This is a genomic window from Pseudomonas azerbaijanorientalis, from assembly GCF_019139795.1.
Classification (GTDB): domain Bacteria; phylum Pseudomonadota; class Gammaproteobacteria; order Pseudomonadales; family Pseudomonadaceae; genus Aquipseudomonas; species Aquipseudomonas laurylsulfatiphila.
Map to the genome: position 1 here is coordinate 2,280,382 of NZ_CP077078.1, position 17,247 is coordinate 2,297,628.

Genomic DNA, 17,247 nt, shown 5'->3' on the forward strand with positions numbered 1-17,247 from the left:
GCGTTGGAAAGCCTCTGCGCAGCTACCACCGTTCATCTGTGCTAGCATGCCCCGCTCGGGCGTTTGCAGGCTCCGATGGACCTTCAGTCCCGGTAGCGGCAGATGCGCGATTAACCCTGATTTGAATCCCAGTCACTCTGGTTCGGTTTTCCGGTTGGCCGCAAGGCTCCTGCCGCTGTAAGGCAGGCGTTCGTCATTGAATGGCCTGGACCGGATCTTGTACTGGCTCATCCCAACCCACGTGACCTTTGGTAGGGGTCACCACTAGGAGAGGAGGCGCCATGCCAACTATTACTCTTCCCGACGGCAGTCAACGTTCATTCGATCACCCGGTTTCCGTAGCCGAGGTCGCCGCATCCATCGGTGCAGGCCTGGCCAAGGCCACCGTTGCGGGCAAGGTCGATGGCAAGCTGGTCGACGCCAGCGACATCATCGACAGCGACGCGTCGCTGCAAATCATCACGCCAAAGGATGAAGAGGGGCTGGAGATCATTCGCCACTCTTGCGCCCACCTGGTTGGCCATGCGGTCAAACAGTTGTACCCGACCGCCAAAATGGTCATCGGTCCGGTCATCGACGAAGGTTTCTATTACGACATCGCCTTCGAGCGTCCTTTCACCCCGGACGACATGGCGGCCATCGAACAGCGCATGCAGCAGCTGATCGAAAAAGATTACGACGTGATCAAGAAAGTCACTCCGCGCGCCGAAGTGATCGAAGTGTTCAAGGCCCGTGGCGAAGACTACAAGTTGCGCCTGGTCGAGGACATGCCGAACGAACAGGCCATGGGCCTGTACTATCACGAAGAATACGTCGACATGTGCCGCGGTCCGCACGTGCCGAACACCCGCTTCCTGAAATCCTTCAAGCTGACCAAGCTGTCCGGCGCCTACTGGCGTGGCGATGCCAAGAACGAGCAATTGCAGCGCGTCTACGGCACCGCATGGGCGGACAAGAAGCAGCTGGCGGCTTACATCCAGCGCATCGAAGAGGCCGAAAAACGCGACCACCGCAAGATCGGCAAGCGCCTGGGCCTGTTCCACACCCAGGAAGAGTCGCCGGGCATGGTGTTCTGGCACCCGAACGGCTGGACTTTGTACCAGGTGCTCGAGCAATACATGCGCAAGGTTCAGCGCGACAACGGCTATCTCGAAATCAAGACGCCGCAAGTGGTTGACCGCAGCCTGTGGGAGAAATCCGGGCACTGGGCCAACTACGCCGACAACATGTTCACCACCCAGTCGGAAAACCGCGACTACGCGATCAAGCCAATGAACTGCCCTTGCCACGTGCAGGTGTTCAACCAGGGCCTGAAGAGCTACCGCGAGCTGCCGATGCGCCTGGCCGAGTTCGGTGCATGCCACCGTAACGAGCCATCGGGTGCCTTGCACGGCATCATGCGTGTGCGCGCATTCACCCAGGACGACGCCCACATCTTCTGCACCGAAGAGCAGATGCAGGCCGAGTCCGCCGCGTTCATCAAGCTGACCATGGACGTCTACGCCGATTTCGGCTTTAAAGATGTCGAGATGAAGCTGTCCACTCGTCCGGAAAAACGCGTCGGCTCCGACGAGCTTTGGGATCGCGCCGAAGCGGCACTGGCCGCAGCCCTTGACAGCGCGGGCCTGCCGTACGATCTGCAGCCGGGCGAAGGTGCGTTCTACGGTCCGAAGATCGAGTTCTCGCTGAAAGATTGCCTCGGTCGCGTCTGGCAATGTGGTACCCTGCAGCTCGATTTTAACCTGCCTGTGCGTCTGGGAGCCGAATACGTCTCCGAAGACAACAGCCGCAAGCACCCGGTGATGTTGCACCGGGCGATCCTGGGGTCCTTCGAGCGGTTCGTCGGAATCCTGATCGAGCACTACGAGGGTGCGTTCCCTGCGTGGCTGGCTCCGACCCAGGCAGTAGTGATGAATATCACTGATAAACAGGCTGATTTTGCCGCCGAAGTGGAAAAAACTCTCAACGAAAGCGGGTTTCGTGCCAAGTCTGACTTGAGAAATGAAAAGATCGGCTTTAAAATCCGCGAGCATACTTTGCTCAAGGTTCCTTATCTCTTGGTTATCGGAGATCGGGAGGTCGAGATGCAGACTGTCGCTGTGCGTACTCGTGAAGGTGCTGACCTGGGCTCGATGCCCGTCGCCCAGTTCGCTGAGTTCCTCGCCCAAGCGGTTTCCCGGCGTGGTCGCCAAGATTCGGAGTAATTATTATTAAGCGTGAAATGAGACAAGATAAACGAACTGCACCGAAAGCCCCGATCAACGAGAATATCTCGGCACGCGAGGTTCGGTTAATTGGGGCTGAAGGTGAACAGCTCGGGATTGTGTCAATCGAAGACGCGCTTCTTAAGGCTGAAGAGGCCAAGCTGGATCTGGTGGAAATTTCCGCCGATGCAGTACCACCTGTTTGCAAACTGATGGACTACGGCAAATCGATCTTCGAAAAGAAGAAGCAGATTGCTGCGGCCAAGAAAAACCAGAAGCAGATTCAGGTTAAAGAAATCAAGTTTCGTCCAGGGACGGAGGAAGGGGATTACCAGGTAAAACTGCGCAACCTGGTACGTTTCCTGAGTGACGGGGACAGGGCCAAGGTATCCTTGCGATTCCGCGGCCGTGAGATGGCCCACCAGGAGCTGGGGATGGAACTCCTCAAGCGAGTTGAAGGTGACTTGCTCGAGTACGGTTCGGTCGAACAGCATCCTAAGATGGAAGGACGCCAGCTGATCATGGTCATCGCCCCGAAAAAGAAGAAGTAATCAACAGGGCACGGCAGGCCTTCTGATTATGTTTATCAACTGAATGCGGAGTATCCGAACATGCCAAAAATGAAGACCAAAAGTGGTGCTGCTAAGCGGTTTCTGAAAACTGCTAACGGTATCAAGCACAAGCACGCTTTCAAGAGCCACATCCTGACCAAAATGTCGACCAAGCGTAAGCGTCAACTGCGCGGTAGCAGCTTGCTGCATCCGTCTGACGTGGCAAAAGTCGAGCGCATGCTGCGCCTTCGTTAATTTTAGTCAAGAATAGAGGAAGTAACTCATGGCTCGTGTAAAGCGTGGCGTCATTGCCCGTAAGCGTCACAAAAAAATTCTGAAACTTGCTAAAGGCTACTACGGCGCACGCTCCCGCGTATTCCGTGTTGCCAAGCAAGCGGTAATCAAGGCAGGCCAATACGCCTACCGTGACCGTCGTCAGAAAAAACGTCAGTTCCGCGCTCTGTGGATCGCTCGTATCAACGCTGGTGCTCGTATCAACGGTCTGTCCTACAGCCGTTTCATCGCCGGCCTGAAAAAAGCGTCCATCGAGATCGACCGTAAGGTTCTGGCTGATCTGGCAGTGAACGAAAAAGCGGCGTTTGCTGCGATTGTCGAGAAAGCTAAAGCCACCTTGGCTTAAGTACCCCCGACAGTCACCCGGCCTCGCATCTGTGGGGCCAGGTGTTAAACGTCATAAATAGGGGAAGAGCCTTCAAGCTCTTCCCCTATTTTGTATCTGGAGTCTGTACATGGAAAACCTGGATGCGCTCGTCTCTCAAGCACTAGAGGCTGTGCAAAGCGCTGAAGATATCAATGCCCTGGAGCAAATCCGGGTTCACTACCTTGGCAAGAAGGGTGAATTGACTCAGGTGATGAAGACCCTGGGGAATTTGCCGGCAGAAGAGCGTCCGCAGGTCGGTGCGCTGATCAACGTTGCCAAGGAGCGTGTCACAGAGGTCCTTAATGCGCGCAAGGCATTGTTTGAAGAAGCCGATCTGGCTGCCAAACTCTCCGCCGAGTCCATTGACGTGACCCTGCCTGGCCGCGGTCAGACCTCCGGTGGTCTGCATCCGGTTACCCGCACTCTGGAACGCGTCGAACAGTTCTTCACCCGTATCGGCTACGGCATCGCCGAAGGCCCTGAGGTCGAAGACGACTATCACAACTTCGAAGCGCTCAACATCCCAGGCCATCACCCGGCCCGGTCGATGCATGACACCTTCTATTTCAATGCGAACATGCTGTTGCGCACCCATACCTCACCGGTACAGGTCCGCACCATGGAGTCGAAACAGCCGCCGATCCGCATCGTCTGCCCAGGCCGCGTATACCGCAGCGACTCCGATATCACCCACTCGCCGATGTTCCACCAGGTCGAAGGCCTGCTGATCGATCGCGACATCAATTTCGCCGACCTCAAAGGCACCATCGAAGAATTCCTGCGGGTGTTCTTCGAAAAAGAGCTGGCGGTGCGTTTCCGTCCTTCTTACTTCCCGTTCACCGAGCCATCCGCTGAAGTCGACATGGAATGCGTGATGTGCAGCGGTAAAGGCTGCCGCGTCTGCAAGCAGACCGGCTGGCTGGAAGTGATGGGTTGCGGCATGGTTCACCCGAACGTGCTGCGCATGTCCGGTATCGACCCGGAAGAGTTCTCGGGCTTTGCCTTCGGCATGGGCGTTGAGCGTCTGGCCATGCTGCGTTACGGCGTGAACGACTTGCGTCTGTTCTTCGACAACGACTTGCGGTTCCTCGCGCAATTTCGCTAGTCGTAACGAATTCTTAGGAGAGCAGGATGAAATTCAGTGAACAATGGCTGCGTGGCTGGGTTAGCCCGCAGGTAAGTCGCGACGAGCTGGTTGCTCGTCTGTCGATGGCCGGTCTTGAGGTCGATAGCGTTACGCCGGCCGCCGGTGTTTTCAGTGGCGTGGTGGTTGGCGAGGTGCTGAGCACCGAGCAGCACCCGGACGCCGACAAGCTGCGCGTATGCCAGGTCAGCAACGGCTCGGAAACCTTCCAGGTGGTTTGCGGTGCGCCCAACGTGCGCCCGGGCCTGAAGATTCCTTTCGCCATGATCGGCGCCGAGTTGCCAGGTGACTTCAAGATCAAGAAGGCCAAGCTGCGTGGCGTTGAATCCAACGGCATGCTGTGCTCGCAATCCGAGCTGCAGGTCGGTGAAGGTAACGACGGTCTGATGGAACTGCCGGCCGATGCGCCGGTGGGCGAAGATTTCCGCGTTTACCTGGATCTGGAAGACGCCAGCATCGAGGTCGACCTGACCCCGAACCGCGGCGACTGCCTGTCCCTGGCCGGTCTGGCTCGTGAGGTGGGTGCTTTGTACGCCGCTCCGGTCAGCCGTCCGGTAGTGGCTTCGGTTCCTGCCGCGCACGACGAAGTGCGCTCGGTAGAAGTACTGGCGCCAGCCGCGTGCCCGCGTTATCTGGGGCGTGTGATCCGTAACGTCGACCTGTCCAGGCCTACGCCGCTGTGGATGGTCGAGCGCCTGCGTCGCGCAGATGTGCGCAGCATCGATGCTGCCGTCGACATCACCAACTACGTGATGCTGGAGCTGGGTCAGCCACTGCACGCCTTCGATCTCGCCGAAATCAACGGCGGCATCCGTGTACGCATGGCCGAAGACGGTGAGAAGCTGGTGCTGCTCGACGGTCAGGAAGTCAGCCTGCGTAGCGATACGCTGGTGATTGCCGACCACTCCCGCGCACTGGCAATCGCCGGCGTCATGGGTGGCGAGCACAGCAGTGTGTCCGCGACCACGCGTGATGTGTTCCTGGAAAGCGCCTTCTTCGACCAGATCGCCGTGGCAGGCAAGGCCCGTTCCTATGGCCTGCACACCGATGCATCCCATCGCTATGAGCGTGGCGTGGACTGGCAACTGGCCCGCGAGGCCATGGAGCGCGCGACTGGCCTGCTGCTGGAAATCACCGGCGGTGAAGCGGGTCCGATCATCGAGACCGTCAGTGAACAGCACCTGCCGAAAATTGCTCCGGTCACCCTGCGTGCCCAGCGCATTACCCAGATGCTGGGTATGGAAATGGATTCGGTTGAAGTGGAGCGTCTGCTCAATGCCTTGGGCCTGGCCATTACTGCTGACGGGGCAGGGCAGTGGCGTGTAGAAGTGCCAAGCCATCGCTTCGATATCAGCCTGGAAGTCGACCTGATCGAAGAACTGGCACGCCTGTACGGCTACAACCGTCTGCCGGTTCGTTATCCGCAAGCGCGTCTGGCGCCGCAAGCCAAGGCCGAAGCCCGTAGCGATCTGCCTGAACTGCGCCGCCTGCTGGTTGCCCGTGGATATCAGGAAGCGATTACCTACAGCTTCATCGATCCGAAACAGTTCGAACTGTTTAATCCGGGTGTTGAGCCGTTGCTGCTCGCCAATCCGATCTCCAATGACATGGCCGCCATGCGTTCGTCCTTGTGGCCGGGTCTGGTCAAGGCGCTTCAGCACAACCTGAACCGCCAGCAGGATCGCGTACGTCTGTTCGAAAGCGGCCTGCGTTTTGTCGGTCAGCTCGAAGGCCTGAAGCAAGAGCCGATGCTGGCGGGTGTGGTTTGCGGCAGTCGCTTGCCGGAAGGCTGGGCGCAGGGTCGCGATACCGTCGACTTCTTTGACGTCAAGGCTGACGTGGAAGCGGTGCTGGGCTTCGCCGGTGCCCTGGATGCGTTCACTTTCGTGCCAGGCAAGCACCCGGCATTGCACCCGGGTCAAACCGCACGCATCGAACGCGATGGTCGTCTGGTCGGCTTCATTGGCGCGATCCACCCCGAATTGTCGAAAACCCTCGGTCTCGACCGTCCGGTCTTCGTCTTCGAATTGGTTCTGGCGGAAGTCGCGTCGGGCAAAATGCCTAAATTCCACGAGTTATCGCGCTTTCCTGAAGTGCGTCGTGACCTTGCACTGATTGCGCACAAAGATGTTGCAGCCACGGCTGTACTGGACGTAATCCGTGAAAATGCAGGCGAATGGCTGACAGACCTCAGGCTATTTGACGTGTATCAGGGTAAAGGCATTGATCCTGATAGAAAAAGCCTCGCAGTCGGCTTGACCTGGCAGCATCCATCGCGCACTCTTAATGACGATGAGGTGAATACCGCAACGCAAAACATCCTCACCTCGCTCGAACAAAGGTTGAACGCCACGTTAAGGAAGTGACGTATGGGGGCTCTGACGAAAGCTGAGATGGCGGAACGTCTGTATGAAGAGCTGGGCCTGAATAAACGGGAGGCCAAGGAATTGGTCGAACTGTTTTTTGAAGAAATCAGGCACGCTCTCGAAGACAACGAACAAGTCAAATTGTCCGGTTTCGGCAATTTCGACCTTCGGGACAAACGCCAGCGGCCTGGCCGCAATCCGAAAACGGGGGAAGAAATCCCGATCACGGCTCGCCGTGTGGTCACCTTTCGTCCAGGGCAGAAGTTGAAGGCCCGAGTTGAGGCTTATGCTGGAACCAAGTCATAACGACGAGCTCCCCGTCATCCCGGGCAAACGCTACTTCACCATTGGTGAAGTCAGCGAGCTGTGTGCGGTAAAACCACACGTGCTGCGCTACTGGGAACAGGAGTTTCCTCAGCTCAACCCGGTCAAGCGCCGCGGAAACCGCCGGTATTATCAGCGCCAGGACGTGCTGATGATCCGGCAGATCCGCGCGCTTCTTTATGACCAGGGGTTCACCATCGGCGGAGCGCGCCTGCGCTTGTCCGGTGATGAAGCCAAAGACGACACCACCCAATACAAGCAAATGATCCGCCAGATGATCGCCGAGCTCGAAGATGTTCTGGTGGTACTCAAGAAATAAATTCCTGCTTTTAAATACTTCCAGTTTTCAAAAGCTTGCGATATATTCTTGAGCGTTCCTCGAGGTGAGGGATGAGTAACACGCCTAGTCGGGGCGTAGCGCAGTCCGGTAGCGCACTAGCATGGGGTGCTAGGGGTCGAGTGTTCGAATCACTCCGTCCCGACCATATTTTTCAATGACTTAGCCCAACTCTAGCCAGTTGGGCTTTTTCATTTGTGGGGAGTTTTTCGGGACTTCATCCAATTCTCCTCTTCAAGATTGTTAGCACCGGTCCGCGCGAATCAGTTGCTGATACCATATTCGCAGCCTCAATCAGATGTCCGAGCTCAGCGCCCGAGTAGTGACTGGTGATGCTGCCATTCTTGTGGCCAAGAAGTGCCTTGCGGTCTTCCTCGGTTACGCCTGCTGCGCGCAATCGTCGGCCAAACGTGTGTTTGAGATCGTGAATCCTTATAGACGCATAACCTGGGTGAGCGGAACGAAGGTTAATCTCCTGCCAGAGTTTCGCCGCTCTCATCCGCGCCTTCTTCCAGGCCGAGTCGTTCATCCGGTGCATCGCATTATCTTTGTACGGGAAAACCCATTCCTTGCTCAGGCCGCGTTGCTTGTCGATGATCGACTTTGCCACGCTGTTGAGCACAACCAGTCGTTCATCACCGTTCTTCACCCCGGACCGTTCGTGTCTCCCGCCAAAATCTGATGGGATCAGAAATACACTGGTGCCAAGTTCCGGTACCGAAATCTCCCAGTCCCATCTCAGCTTGCAGACTTCCTGCTCCCGAGTGCCGGTGTTCACCTTGAATAGCGCCATTGACTGCAGGTGCGCTGGTAGCTCTCCGAATAGGATCGATTGCTCTTCCCATGTCATAGGGTAGGGCTCGCGAACCTTTTTCTTCAGGTCCAGTTTGGCTAGCATCGGCACCGATTCAAGCCAGGGCCTGCGCTCTTCATCTCGCCACTTCCTTGCACAAAGCGAAAGTACCCGTATCACCCGCTCGATCGAGATGTTGATCGTGCGAGGTGCTACCGGCTTCAATTGCTTTCCGTTTGGCAAGACCATTCCCTTTAAACGATCCTTTATGAACGGCTCAAGTGCCTGGTCATCGATGTGGGTCAATGGCAGATCCTTAAGATATGGGTGGAGCTGGCTTAGGTGATGCGCCGTTAACTTGATTGAGGGCTGGTCCTTGCTCTCGATCAGAAACCTTGTCGCCGCTTCCTCCCACGTTCTGGTGCGGCGTACGCCGTATACCTTCTGTTGTCGAAGCTGCTCCAGTCGGTGAATCAGGTACTGCTCGGCTTCTTGCCGGTCACCAGTTCCAGTGCTCTCTCGAAGGCGCTCGCCTCGGAAAACTTTGTCGATTTGCCAGACTCCACCCTTCTGGTAGAGACCGGAGATCGCTTTTCTCGCCATGGTTTAACTCCTTTGGCTTCACCCTGGCGCTCGCTGCGAGGCCGATTGTTGTCCTGATTGGCTGCCTTTTCAATCGACTTGCTCTCAATGTAGGCGTCTGCCCATTCGTCGAGTTCGATACGGTCAAACGCGACGCCCTGTTTCCCAATAGGAAATTCACGTACGTTCGGCCTGACCGTTTTGTTAAATTCGTCCCGACACATGCCGAGATAGCCTGGCGCATCCATAAATCGGATGAACCTTGGCGGGATGTTACTGGCCTTGGCCGCTGTGGCGTTTGCCATGGGGATACTCCATGCGGGGTGTGGCGGCAGAAGGTGGTTGAACTTGCTCTCGTTTTAAACGGAGGCAGTGAGGTGGGGATGACAATTATCAATTTGTCCCGTTTCGCGAAAGACTTGAGGTCAGGTATTCGCACACCGAGCGAGAACGTCATCCGCTCCGCGCAGGTCTGATCATGCGGCTCTCTGCTGACTCCAGGCACCTACGGCATCGAACACCTGGGCGGCCTGTTCTTCAGTCAGCGATATCTCCGCGGGAATGGCGATCCAGCCCGACGCGACTCGATGATTCGGATTGCTCTCGGCGACCAGGACTTTGTAGGTGTCCTCGATCACGTCTTCGAGGTGGACGGCCAGATAATTGCCTTGAGGGGCGACCTCTACCGATTTGGTGTAGCGGTGCCCGCGTTGATCTCGACACTGGACGCTGACATAGATCGTCCAGCGATGGGCAACGTCGCAGACTGCTTCGGCCATGCGTTGTCCTGGCGGGATGCTCGTGCAGGTCTTCCTGTTGATCATCCCTTGGCGTCCGCTGGGGTCGATGTGGACCACCGCGACGTGATTGGCATTGAGCAGTGCCCGGCTCGCTCGCTCTCTCCGGGTACGCATGTTGTTGGGCTTTCGCTTTTTCATAGCGCCACCGTAATCTGGCGATTGGCCTTGGCTTCAAACTGCATGGCAAGGTCATGAGCGGCCTTGTACTTGTTACGGAAGGCGCGAGTCTTGCCGGTAGTGAGGTCTTTAATCTGATACATGCCGAAGCTTCTGCCGGCGACTTGGTAGCGCACCGGTTTGGCCGGGGCTCGTCGATCAATACGGCTGTAGAACCCGGAGCGGGCGGTTTTTGTTCGTTGCAGCAGCTCACCAACTTCATCGATGCGCTCTTGAAATGATGGATGCATGGTGTGATCCCTCGGAATAGGTCAGGTGTATTCATCAGCTCTCCGATCATCTGCTGGTGGCCATTGGGCAGAAGGGCTGATTGATAAAAGGCAGGCGTAAAAAAGCCCGATCGGAACCGGGCCATTGTTTGTGTCAAAAAGACCTGCTTAAGTGATCGCAGGTGTTGCCATTGCGGGCTTCGACGAACCCGCCTGAATGCGCTGCGTGATTTCCTCTCGATGCACCGGGACATCCTTGGGTGCGCTAGTCCCGATACGTACCTGTTTGCCGCTCACACCCAGCACGGTGATAGTGATGTTGTTGCCTATGTTGATGCTTTCGCCTTCTTTGCGAGTCAAAATCAGCATTGTCCATTTCCTTGCGTGAGTGGGTTTCCCAATGCCGCCTTGCAAAAAGCGGCATCAGTGAAACATCACTGCATTACGCGGATTTCATTACGAGGGAACCACGCACCGTCAAGCTTCACCATGCAGCCAACGAAGGCGGCGTAGCGGGTTTCTCGGTCCGTCTGGAAGCCGTAGTAGGAGCAAGTGGCCCGAGAGGCTACGTTGCTTAGCAACATGCAGCCGACGATCAGTGCCAGCAGGATCAGCAGAGCATTTGTCGAGTACCTCACGCCTCGATACCGTAATCAGCCAGGCGCAGACCAAAGTGCATGCCTATTTCCTTCAACACCACTAACTCTGCTGGCTCGATCTGGCCGTCAGCCTGGGCAACTGCAAGAATGTTGACGAAGGCTTCCTCCGCGTCGGCCGGAAAGTTTTTGATGTCGGCCAGTTCCCGCTTGATCGCCAATCGTCCTACTTGAAAGTTAGCGTTTAACTGGCCTGTAAAACGATTGATGGTTTCGGTGATCTCGCTGCCGAAGTGCGTCAAATTCGGGTTGGAGCGAATCAACTCATCCAGCTTGGAAACCTCGCTGGCTTCAATTTCACCATCAGCCGCAGCGACCAATAGGCCGCCACCGACAATGGCCTGCATCAAGTCGCGGTTAACGACTTTCTTCATTTCGGCCTGGGCATTACCCATTTGTTTTCCGAAGAGTTTTTTCATTCCGAACATGGTGTTTCCTTTGGTGGGGTACATCCCGATGCAACCTGTCGCCAAGGTGCAGCGGTGATGCTGTCCGGCCTATTGCTAAGTGCATTACTTGCCAGGCCATTCACGTGGTTCTGGCGTTTCACCATCGAGCTGCCGCACAGGTTGCTCATGTCGTGAGCTGGCTGGCGGAGCCTGTCTATTGTTTGTTGACCTGACTGTTAAAGAGCTGCGCGGCTTTCGCTGCTGAGTCGATTATGTGTCGACATGGGATAAAATATAGGCTTGCACATATTTCTAGTCAATGGGTAAACCCATAAATTTTATGGTCGGCGATAAAAAGCCCGCAAATCGCGGGCTTCGCTTATAGGTCGACGTATGCCTGCCAGGCAATTCTCACGCTGTCGTCTTCTAACCGCTCGACAGTTATCTCACCTGTCTCCTCAAACTCTTGGATGACGCGTTCCCATGCATCGGGTGACTCGTCATCACGCCTGGCGATCGTAATTGTCTGAACCTTCTGCACGTTTGGGTCGGACACCATGCGTTGAATGCGTCGGCCGACTTGTTCATAGGTGTTCAACGTGAGGGAGTTGCTGCCATTGCTCATCTGTCTTCCTTTGTTTTTTGTGTGGATAGACAGTATTTTGTTGAAGGGAAAGCAACAATCCGGAAAGAGCACGCTTGTTCTCTTTTGAGTCGAAGCAAAAAAAAGCCCGCTTAGTGCGGGCTTGTTTATCACATGAATGGCGGTGCATGAGTGTCGCTCTAAAGCTTTCCTGTCATACGTACTGCTACGCCAATGATGCGGCAATTTTCATCACACTCGACCATTTTATAAGCTGGGTTCAGCGGCTTCAGATAACGTACACCGCCATCCTCTACCAGCTTCTTGAAAGTCGCTTCGTTGCTCGCGGGCAGTTTGGCAATAACCAATTTGCCGGGTTTCACATCTGCCTCGGTGTCTACCAGGATCATCATCCCTTCAGGAACGCTTACGCCTGCAGGTGCGGTCATCGAATCACCTTTAACCTCAAGCCAAAACGCAGGTCCTTTGGAGTCGTAGTCAGATATTTCATACCTGTCAGAAAAACCATCCGGATAAGGCTGAACAGCTTCCTCCCAAGAACCCGCTGATACCCAACTGATCACTGGATATCGATAAAGCATTTGAGGCTGGACAACATCCTTTACGTTGGACTGTTCGTTGGTTTCTGAAACCATTGGGCCAGACCCACTCTCAATCCATATGGCCGAAACTCCGCACGCTTTCGCAATGGAGGCGTTATAGGAGGAGCGCTGTGATCTGCCTCTTTCAAGGTCAGAAATAGACGCTTGATCGATGCCAACAAGCTTCGCTAGTTGGGCCTGAGTAAATCCGGCGTGTCGTCGAGCGGCCTTGATTCGTTCTTTATATTCCATCTTCCGATTATTACTGGCGAACCCATATCGTTGCAAAGTGGTATGCCTATGATCTACGATATGGGTATTCACATAATTAGGGGCGATATGAACACCATCTTTAAAGACCTTGTTGCTTTCTTCGGGACACAAGAGGCCACCGCAGAGAAGCTCAAGGTGGATCAAAGCACCGTTTCCGGTTGGGTTCGTGAAAAGCACGGGATGTCTCCGGTGGTTGCCAAACGGGCTGAAGCCTTGACCAACGGTGCATTTAAGAAAGAAACCCTTTGTCCTTCATTTCCTTGGGCCGAGCTGAGTACCTAACGGACATCACAGCGAGTAACTGAAGCCATTTTTAGCGCAACTGCGCCGAGAGAAAACTAGACAATGAAATCGCCAGTACTAGAAACCCGTCGCGCAGTGGTGATCGAGGTCGCAAAGAAATACCCAGGCGGTCAGGTATGCGCTTCAGCTCGCCTGAGTCTCGATCTGAAGCGTTTTAAGAATCAGGTTTATGAGAGCGGCGGTGTGGTTCCGCTTAGCGATGAGGAGGTTTACGTCCTCGAAAGCGAGCAGGGCACCACGCACCTACCGGATTACATCTGCGCGATGTATGGCGGCGTATTTGTTCGCCTGCCTGAGGTTGGCGATCTGGACAATGTCGACATGCACCTGCGCTCCTTGCGTACTTCTGTGAAGCGCGGCCGGGTTGATCAGTTTCTTGCCTTGGCGCTGGAGGACGGCGAAATCAATGCAGCTGAAGCCGCAGAGATTCTGGCCTTGCACGCGAAGCACTTGGCTGCCCGGCACGAGGAGGTGACCGCACTGATTGAGTTGCACAAATCGAAGCGCCCAGCCCGACCGTCAACCGGGAAGGGTTGATATGCAGTTCACTATCACGATCAACCAGGTGAAAGCACTGGAGTGGGGGTTGAACTCCCAGCAGGCGCTGCTGTTTTCGTTTGTCTACGAGTGTCCTAGCTGGGCAAGGCCAATCAAGACTGATAACGGGATTTTCTTTGCCTTGAGCAAGGCAAAGATCGTGGAGGAATTGCCCTTGCTCACCGACAAACCAGATACAGCGTACCGACTTCTCAAAGGGCTCGAGACCGCCGGGCTGATCGAGCTATCCCACACTTCCAACATCAGTTTGTTTCGTTTGACCGAAAAGGCCAAAGAGTGGAATCGCAAGTTGGACGGGTCGGAAAAATATCCGACCTCCGAGGCGTTTGAGGGTCGGAAAAAAATCCGATCTACCTCGGAAAAATCTCCGAGCAAGGTCGGAAAAATATCCGAAGAGGGTCGGAAAAAAATCCGCGAAGGGTCGGAAAAATTTCCGACAAATCAGGGTACCAGTAATCAGGGTACCAATCAGGTAACCATTAATCAGGAGAAGCAGGGCGCTGGTGCGCCACGCAAATCGTCAAAGTTTGATCCGCTGATGGCCAAGCCGGAAAACGTCAGCGTCGGGGTTTGGGCCGACTGGTGCCAACACCGCAAGGAAATCCACAGACCCCTCACCGCCAAGAGCTGTGAACAACAGGCCAAGGCCTTGGCGAGCCATCCAACCCCCGATTCGGTGCTGACCCTTTCGATCAGCAACGGATGGACGGGGATTTTCCCTGACAAAACGGTCAGCCCCGCATATCAACTTCCGACCAGTCGCCACTCGGGCTTCGACACTCGTGATTACAAGGCCGGTACCAAGGAGAACGCCAATGGCACCTTCCGTCTCTAACTTCGGCGCTCACATGGACCGCAAATTCGGCGTCATCGGCCGTCAGCCAGCGAGCTGCCCGGATCATGGCGAATACTCGGCGGTCATCCTCAAGGGGGGCAACCTGTCTGGGTGTCCCATCTGCGCGAGCAACAAGCGCGACATGCAAGAGCTCGAACGCAAGCGCTGTCAGTTTCGGATAGTTCAGCAATCAAGCGCCCGGATTCCGAAGCGCTTCGCGGAAAAGACATTTACCGATTTCGTCGTGTCGAATCCGGCCCAGCAGATTGCCCTGGATGCGTGCACCGACTATGTCGACAACTTTTCGAAGCATCGCCGGGAAGGTCGCTGCATGTTGCTGCTGGGGAAGGTCGGCACGGGCAAGACCCACCTGGCCATTGCCTCGGCCAACCATCTGATCAACGAATGCATGGTCAAGGCGATTTACCGCACGGTGGGCACGCTCATCGGCGAGATCCGGGCGACGTTCAATGATCGCTCAGATGAGTCCGAGGCGCACATCTTGCGTGAGGTGATCGGTGCGGACCTGCTGGTGCTCGATGAAGTCGGTGCTACCAAGCAGAGCGAGTTCGAGCTGGCCACCCTGTTCAGCATCATCAACGGTCGTTACGAACAATGCCGTCCGACGATCATCGTCAGCAACCTGTCTCCCACCGAATTGAACGACGCCATTGGTGCGCGCTGTGTCGACCGCATCCGGGAAAACGGCTGCATTGGTGTGGCATTTGAGTGGGAATCTCAACGCGGTAAGGAGGGCTTCTGATGAACGCGGCCAAGCAACAAAACATGCTCGCCGGGCAATCGTCGCTCGCCCGCAAAGTATTCCAAGTCGTACCAATCCAGGAGCGCTGGAGTGCTCACGATATTTTCAATTCGTTGATGGTTGCCGAAACCACGGGCGCCCAGTTTCCGGCCGTCCGTCGCGGCCTGGGTGAGTTGAAGGACGCTGGTCTCATTCACGAACCCGTTAACGGACACTTCCAGCGCACCGCCATCACCATCACGCCCCAGAGAGAACAAAGCATGTCGAGAGATACCAAGCCGGCCGTGGCTACTACCAAGAAACCTGAGGGTAGCGCTCTGGATACATTGGCGGTGCTGTCTGGCGAGGTCATCAGCTTTGCCGAGGAAGTCGGTCAGCGCATGAAAAAGCTTGCCGCGCGTATCGAAGAGGTGGCGTTGTCCGTTGAGGCAGAGCGCGAGGTCAATGCTGAAGCACTCGATAAATTCAAGCTCCTGCAATCTCTGCTGAAGGGGGGCTAATGGGCACTCGAACGGCCGTGGTGAAAACCCTGACGGTGAAGCTGTCGGACGCCGAGATCGAGCGCAACGCCAAAAAATTGCACGTCCGCGATCTGCGTGATGCGAGTCATCCAGCGTTGCATTTTCGCTTCGCAAAGAATCGCTCTCGTGGCTCGTGGTACTTGCTCAGCAAGCGCTCCTGGCACCGTATTGGTGGATTCCCGGATTTGAGCACCAAGCAGGTGGTTGCGGCGCTGCCGACTGTCCGTCTTCGAGTTGCTGCCGAAGAAGGTTCGACCGTTTCGAAGTGGGTCACGACCGGTGAGTTGTTGACATGGTACGCCGAGCGCATGGCGCGTGATCGCAGCTTGTCCGAGAAGCGCAAAAAGACCGGCGCCTCGATGCTCAAGTGCCACCTCATGCCGCGCCTCGGTGGTCTGCCACTGGCTGACATCGACAAGGCAACCCTCGACAGCGACCTGATGTGGCCGCTGCAAGAAAGCATTTCCATCGATTACGTGCGCTCGGTTTTTCAGCTGCTGGCCCTGGCCTTCCGTCAAGCGTTCAAGCTGGGCCACATCTCATTCAACCCGATGGCGAGCATCAGGTTCAACGATTTCTCCAAGGCCAAGGTCGGAATCAAGCCATCTCGCTTGCGCGGCGTGCAGTTGCAAGGGCTGCTGGTGCAACTCGCTGGGGTCATGGAAACGGCGCCACTTGATGCCATGCTCGCACTGATGATGCTTTGCCACGGCACGCGAATCGGGGAAACCCGACAGGCGCGTTGGTCGCACATCTGCCTGGCGGAAGGAGAGTGGTTCATTCCTGCCGAACACACAAAAACCGGTGTCGAGCATCACCTCCCGCTAACGGATCAAGCGCGCGCCCTGTTGATTCTGTACCGCGAAACCCAGACCACCCGCAGTTATGACGGCCAATACCTATTCCCGGCGCGCAACGGCAAAGCGCTGAGCGAAGGGCAGGCCAGCGCGGTGTTCACACGTCTGGGTCAAGGCGCCTGGACCAGTCATGACTTGCGCAAGTTGGCCCGCACTGGTTGGGCAGACATTGGTATTGACCACTTGATTGGTGAATTACTCATCAACCACGCGATGGGCCACAACGTGAAGGTTTACATCCAGTCTGACGTGATGAGTCGTAAGCGTGATGCCTTAACGAGGTGGCATCACATGTTAGACAGTCGCGGCTTTAAGGGTATTCACGGGCAGACAGGCGTTAGATTCGGAGATTCCGGAAATGCGCTGGAAGCCACACGGGGCAAGGGCTGCAAGGCGATTCAAGAATCAACCATAGGCGAGGATTTAAATCATGAGTAAAGGGCAGGGGCTTGGCTTTAAGAGGGAGCGGATCGAGCTGGAACCCTGTCCTGTCTGCAAAGGCAAAGCGGTGGTCCAGGGTGTTTCTTATGAGTTGATCTGCACCGGTTGCAACGGCTCAGGTTGGGTTGTTTCGGGAAGCAGGCTGGTACTGTCTTCCGACGAGTTAGTGACCCAGTTGAGCTTCAAATTGCAGCAGGCTCAACACGAGATTGAAGTGCTTCAGCAGGGCTTGTCGATATCGGGCCCAGCCGACTGCTACCAACAGAACAACCGCCGCGGTGCCGGCGGATCAAACTTCACCGGGGATTGAGGGGTACA

General features: G+C 55.9%; 24 protein-coding genes and 1 tRNA gene. 16 read left to right on the forward strand and 9 right to left on the reverse strand.

Features of this window, described 5'->3' with window-relative positions; genetic code table 11:
• The first annotated feature begins 281 nt into the window (after positions 1-281).
• The 9 genes from thrS (at position 282) to KSS91_RS09995 (ending at position 7,735) form a co-directional block, all read left to right on the forward strand.
• The gene (thrS, locus tag KSS91_RS09955) at positions 282-2,204 is read left to right on the forward strand and encodes a threonine--tRNA ligase (RefSeq protein ID WP_217837778.1); all 1,923 of its coding nucleotides are present in this window, start codon (positions 282-284) and stop codon (positions 2,202-2,204) included.
• Positions 2,204-2,755 carry a translation initiation factor IF-3 gene (gene infC / locus KSS91_RS09960; protein WP_172435703.1) on the forward strand — a complete coding sequence of 184 codons (552 nt, stop codon included), beginning with the start codon at positions 2,204-2,206 and terminating at the stop codon, positions 2,753-2,755. Before thrS ends, infC begins: the two co-directional genes overlap by 1 nt.
• 60 nt (positions 2,756-2,815) lie before the next feature.
• A complete protein-coding gene (gene rpmI / locus KSS91_RS09965) occupies positions 2,816-3,010 on the forward strand; it encodes a 50S ribosomal protein L35 (RefSeq protein ID WP_002553160.1) in 195 nt (64 codons plus the stop codon).
• Positions 3,011-3,038: 28 nt separating this feature from the next.
• Positions 3,039-3,395, forward strand: coding sequence for a 50S ribosomal protein L20 (gene rplT, locus KSS91_RS09970; protein ID WP_007905879.1), 357 nt, complete (start codon positions 3,039-3,041; stop codon positions 3,393-3,395).
• Between the two features lie 109 nt (positions 3,396-3,504).
• A complete protein-coding gene (gene pheS, locus KSS91_RS09975) occupies positions 3,505-4,521 on the forward strand; it encodes a phenylalanine--tRNA ligase subunit alpha (RefSeq protein ID WP_007975711.1) in 1,017 nt (338 codons plus the stop codon).
• A gap of 26 nt (positions 4,522-4,547) precedes the next feature.
• Positions 4,548-6,926: a phenylalanine--tRNA ligase subunit beta gene (gene pheT, locus KSS91_RS09980; protein WP_217837779.1), complete on the forward strand. Its 2,379-nt coding sequence runs from the start codon at positions 4,548-4,550 to the stop codon at positions 6,924-6,926.
• A gap of 3 nt (positions 6,927-6,929) precedes the next feature.
• Positions 6,930-7,232 carry an integration host factor subunit alpha gene (gene ihfA / locus KSS91_RS09985; RefSeq protein ID WP_002553164.1) on the forward strand — a complete coding sequence of 101 codons (303 nt, stop codon included), beginning with the start codon at positions 6,930-6,932 and terminating at the stop codon, positions 7,230-7,232.
• A complete protein-coding gene (locus tag KSS91_RS09990) occupies positions 7,213-7,569 on the forward strand; it encodes a MerR family transcriptional regulator (RefSeq protein ID WP_003179985.1) in 357 nt (118 codons plus the stop codon). The genes ihfA and KSS91_RS09990 overlap by 20 nt, the downstream gene beginning before the upstream one ends.
• An 89-nt stretch (positions 7,570-7,658) precedes the next feature.
• A tRNA-Pro gene (locus KSS91_RS09995) sits at positions 7,659-7,735 on the forward strand.
• A 69-nt stretch (positions 7,736-7,804) separates the two neighbouring features.
• Here the strand turns inward: KSS91_RS09995 and KSS91_RS10000 are convergent.
• The 9 genes from KSS91_RS10000 to KSS91_RS10035 form a co-directional block, all read right to left on the reverse strand.
• Positions 7,805-8,968 (reverse strand): tyrosine-type recombinase/integrase, encoded by a 1,164-nt coding sequence (locus tag KSS91_RS10000; protein ID WP_225923755.1) that lies wholly within the window; start codon positions 8,966-8,968, stop codon positions 7,805-7,807.
• Positions 8,854-9,267 carry a hypothetical protein gene (locus tag KSS91_RS28145; RefSeq protein WP_225923731.1) on the reverse strand — a complete coding sequence of 138 codons (414 nt, stop codon included), beginning with the start codon at positions 9,265-9,267 and terminating at the stop codon, positions 8,854-8,856. The genes KSS91_RS10000 and KSS91_RS28145 overlap by 115 nt, the downstream gene beginning before the upstream one ends.
• 171 nt (positions 9,268-9,438) lie before the next feature.
• A complete protein-coding gene (locus KSS91_RS10005) occupies positions 9,439-9,900 on the reverse strand; it encodes a hypothetical protein (RefSeq protein WP_217837781.1) in 462 nt (153 codons plus the stop codon).
• Positions 9,897-10,169 carry a hypothetical protein gene (locus KSS91_RS10010; protein ID WP_217837782.1) on the reverse strand — a complete coding sequence of 91 codons (273 nt, stop codon included), beginning with the start codon at positions 10,167-10,169 and terminating at the stop codon, positions 9,897-9,899. Before KSS91_RS10010 ends, KSS91_RS10005 begins: the two co-directional genes overlap by 4 nt.
• 147 nt (positions 10,170-10,316) lie before the next feature.
• Positions 10,317-10,517: a carbon storage regulator CsrA gene (gene csrA / locus KSS91_RS10015; protein ID WP_217837783.1), complete on the reverse strand. Its 201-nt coding sequence runs from the start codon at positions 10,515-10,517 to the stop codon at positions 10,317-10,319.
• A gap of 65 nt (positions 10,518-10,582) precedes the next feature.
• Positions 10,583-10,786 carry a hypothetical protein gene (locus KSS91_RS10020; protein ID WP_217838487.1) on the reverse strand — a complete coding sequence of 68 codons (204 nt, stop codon included), beginning with the start codon at positions 10,784-10,786 and terminating at the stop codon, positions 10,583-10,585.
• The gene (locus tag KSS91_RS10025) at positions 10,783-11,232 is read right to left on the reverse strand and encodes a tellurite resistance TerB family protein (protein ID WP_217837784.1); all 450 of its coding nucleotides are present in this window, start codon (positions 11,230-11,232) and stop codon (positions 10,783-10,785) included. Before KSS91_RS10025 ends, KSS91_RS10020 begins: the two co-directional genes overlap by 4 nt.
• Before the next feature lie 340 nt (positions 11,233-11,572).
• Complete coding sequence (locus tag KSS91_RS10030) at positions 11,573-11,818, reverse strand: DUF1654 domain-containing protein (protein ID WP_217837785.1); 246 nt, start codon at positions 11,816-11,818, stop codon at positions 11,573-11,575.
• 158 nt (positions 11,819-11,976) lie between these two features.
• Positions 11,977-12,630: a LexA family protein gene (locus tag KSS91_RS10035; RefSeq protein ID WP_437179735.1), complete on the reverse strand. Its 654-nt coding sequence runs from the start codon at positions 12,628-12,630 to the stop codon at positions 11,977-11,979.
• A gap of 87 nt (positions 12,631-12,717) precedes the next feature.
• On the opposite strand from KSS91_RS10035, the gene KSS91_RS28150 reads away from it, so the two are divergent.
• The 7 genes from KSS91_RS28150 to KSS91_RS10065 all read left to right on the forward strand — a co-directional run bounded on the left by KSS91_RS28150 (position 12,718) and on the right by KSS91_RS10065 (position 17,239).
• Positions 12,718-12,933 carry a YdaS family helix-turn-helix protein gene (locus tag KSS91_RS28150; protein ID WP_225923732.1) on the forward strand — a complete coding sequence of 72 codons (216 nt, stop codon included), beginning with the start codon at positions 12,718-12,720 and terminating at the stop codon, positions 12,931-12,933.
• Between the two features lie 63 nt (positions 12,934-12,996).
• Complete coding sequence (locus tag KSS91_RS10040) at positions 12,997-13,491, forward strand: YmfL family putative regulatory protein (RefSeq protein WP_217837787.1); 495 nt, start codon at positions 12,997-12,999, stop codon at positions 13,489-13,491.
• Between the two features lies 1 nt (position 13,492).
• Positions 13,493-14,347 (forward strand): phage replication initiator YdaU family protein, encoded by an 855-nt coding sequence (locus KSS91_RS28155; RefSeq protein WP_225923733.1) that lies wholly within the window; start codon positions 13,493-13,495, stop codon positions 14,345-14,347.
• Positions 14,328-15,110: an ATP-binding protein gene (locus tag KSS91_RS10050; protein ID WP_217837788.1), complete on the forward strand. Its 783-nt coding sequence runs from the start codon at positions 14,328-14,330 to the stop codon at positions 15,108-15,110. The genes KSS91_RS28155 and KSS91_RS10050 overlap by 20 nt, the downstream gene beginning before the upstream one ends.
• Positions 15,110-15,610 (forward strand): hypothetical protein, encoded by a 501-nt coding sequence (locus tag KSS91_RS10055; RefSeq protein WP_217837789.1) that lies wholly within the window; start codon positions 15,110-15,112, stop codon positions 15,608-15,610. Before KSS91_RS10050 ends, KSS91_RS10055 begins: the two co-directional genes overlap by 1 nt.
• A complete protein-coding gene (locus tag KSS91_RS10060; RefSeq protein WP_217837790.1) occupies positions 15,610-16,926 on the forward strand; it encodes a tyrosine-type recombinase/integrase in 1,317 nt (438 codons plus the stop codon). The genes KSS91_RS10055 and KSS91_RS10060 overlap by 1 nt, the downstream gene beginning before the upstream one ends.
• Positions 16,919-17,239, forward strand: coding sequence for a hypothetical protein (locus KSS91_RS10065; protein WP_217837791.1), 321 nt, complete (start codon positions 16,919-16,921; stop codon positions 17,237-17,239). Before KSS91_RS10060 ends, KSS91_RS10065 begins: the two co-directional genes overlap by 8 nt.
• The last annotated feature ends 8 nt before the right edge of the window (positions 17,240-17,247 follow it).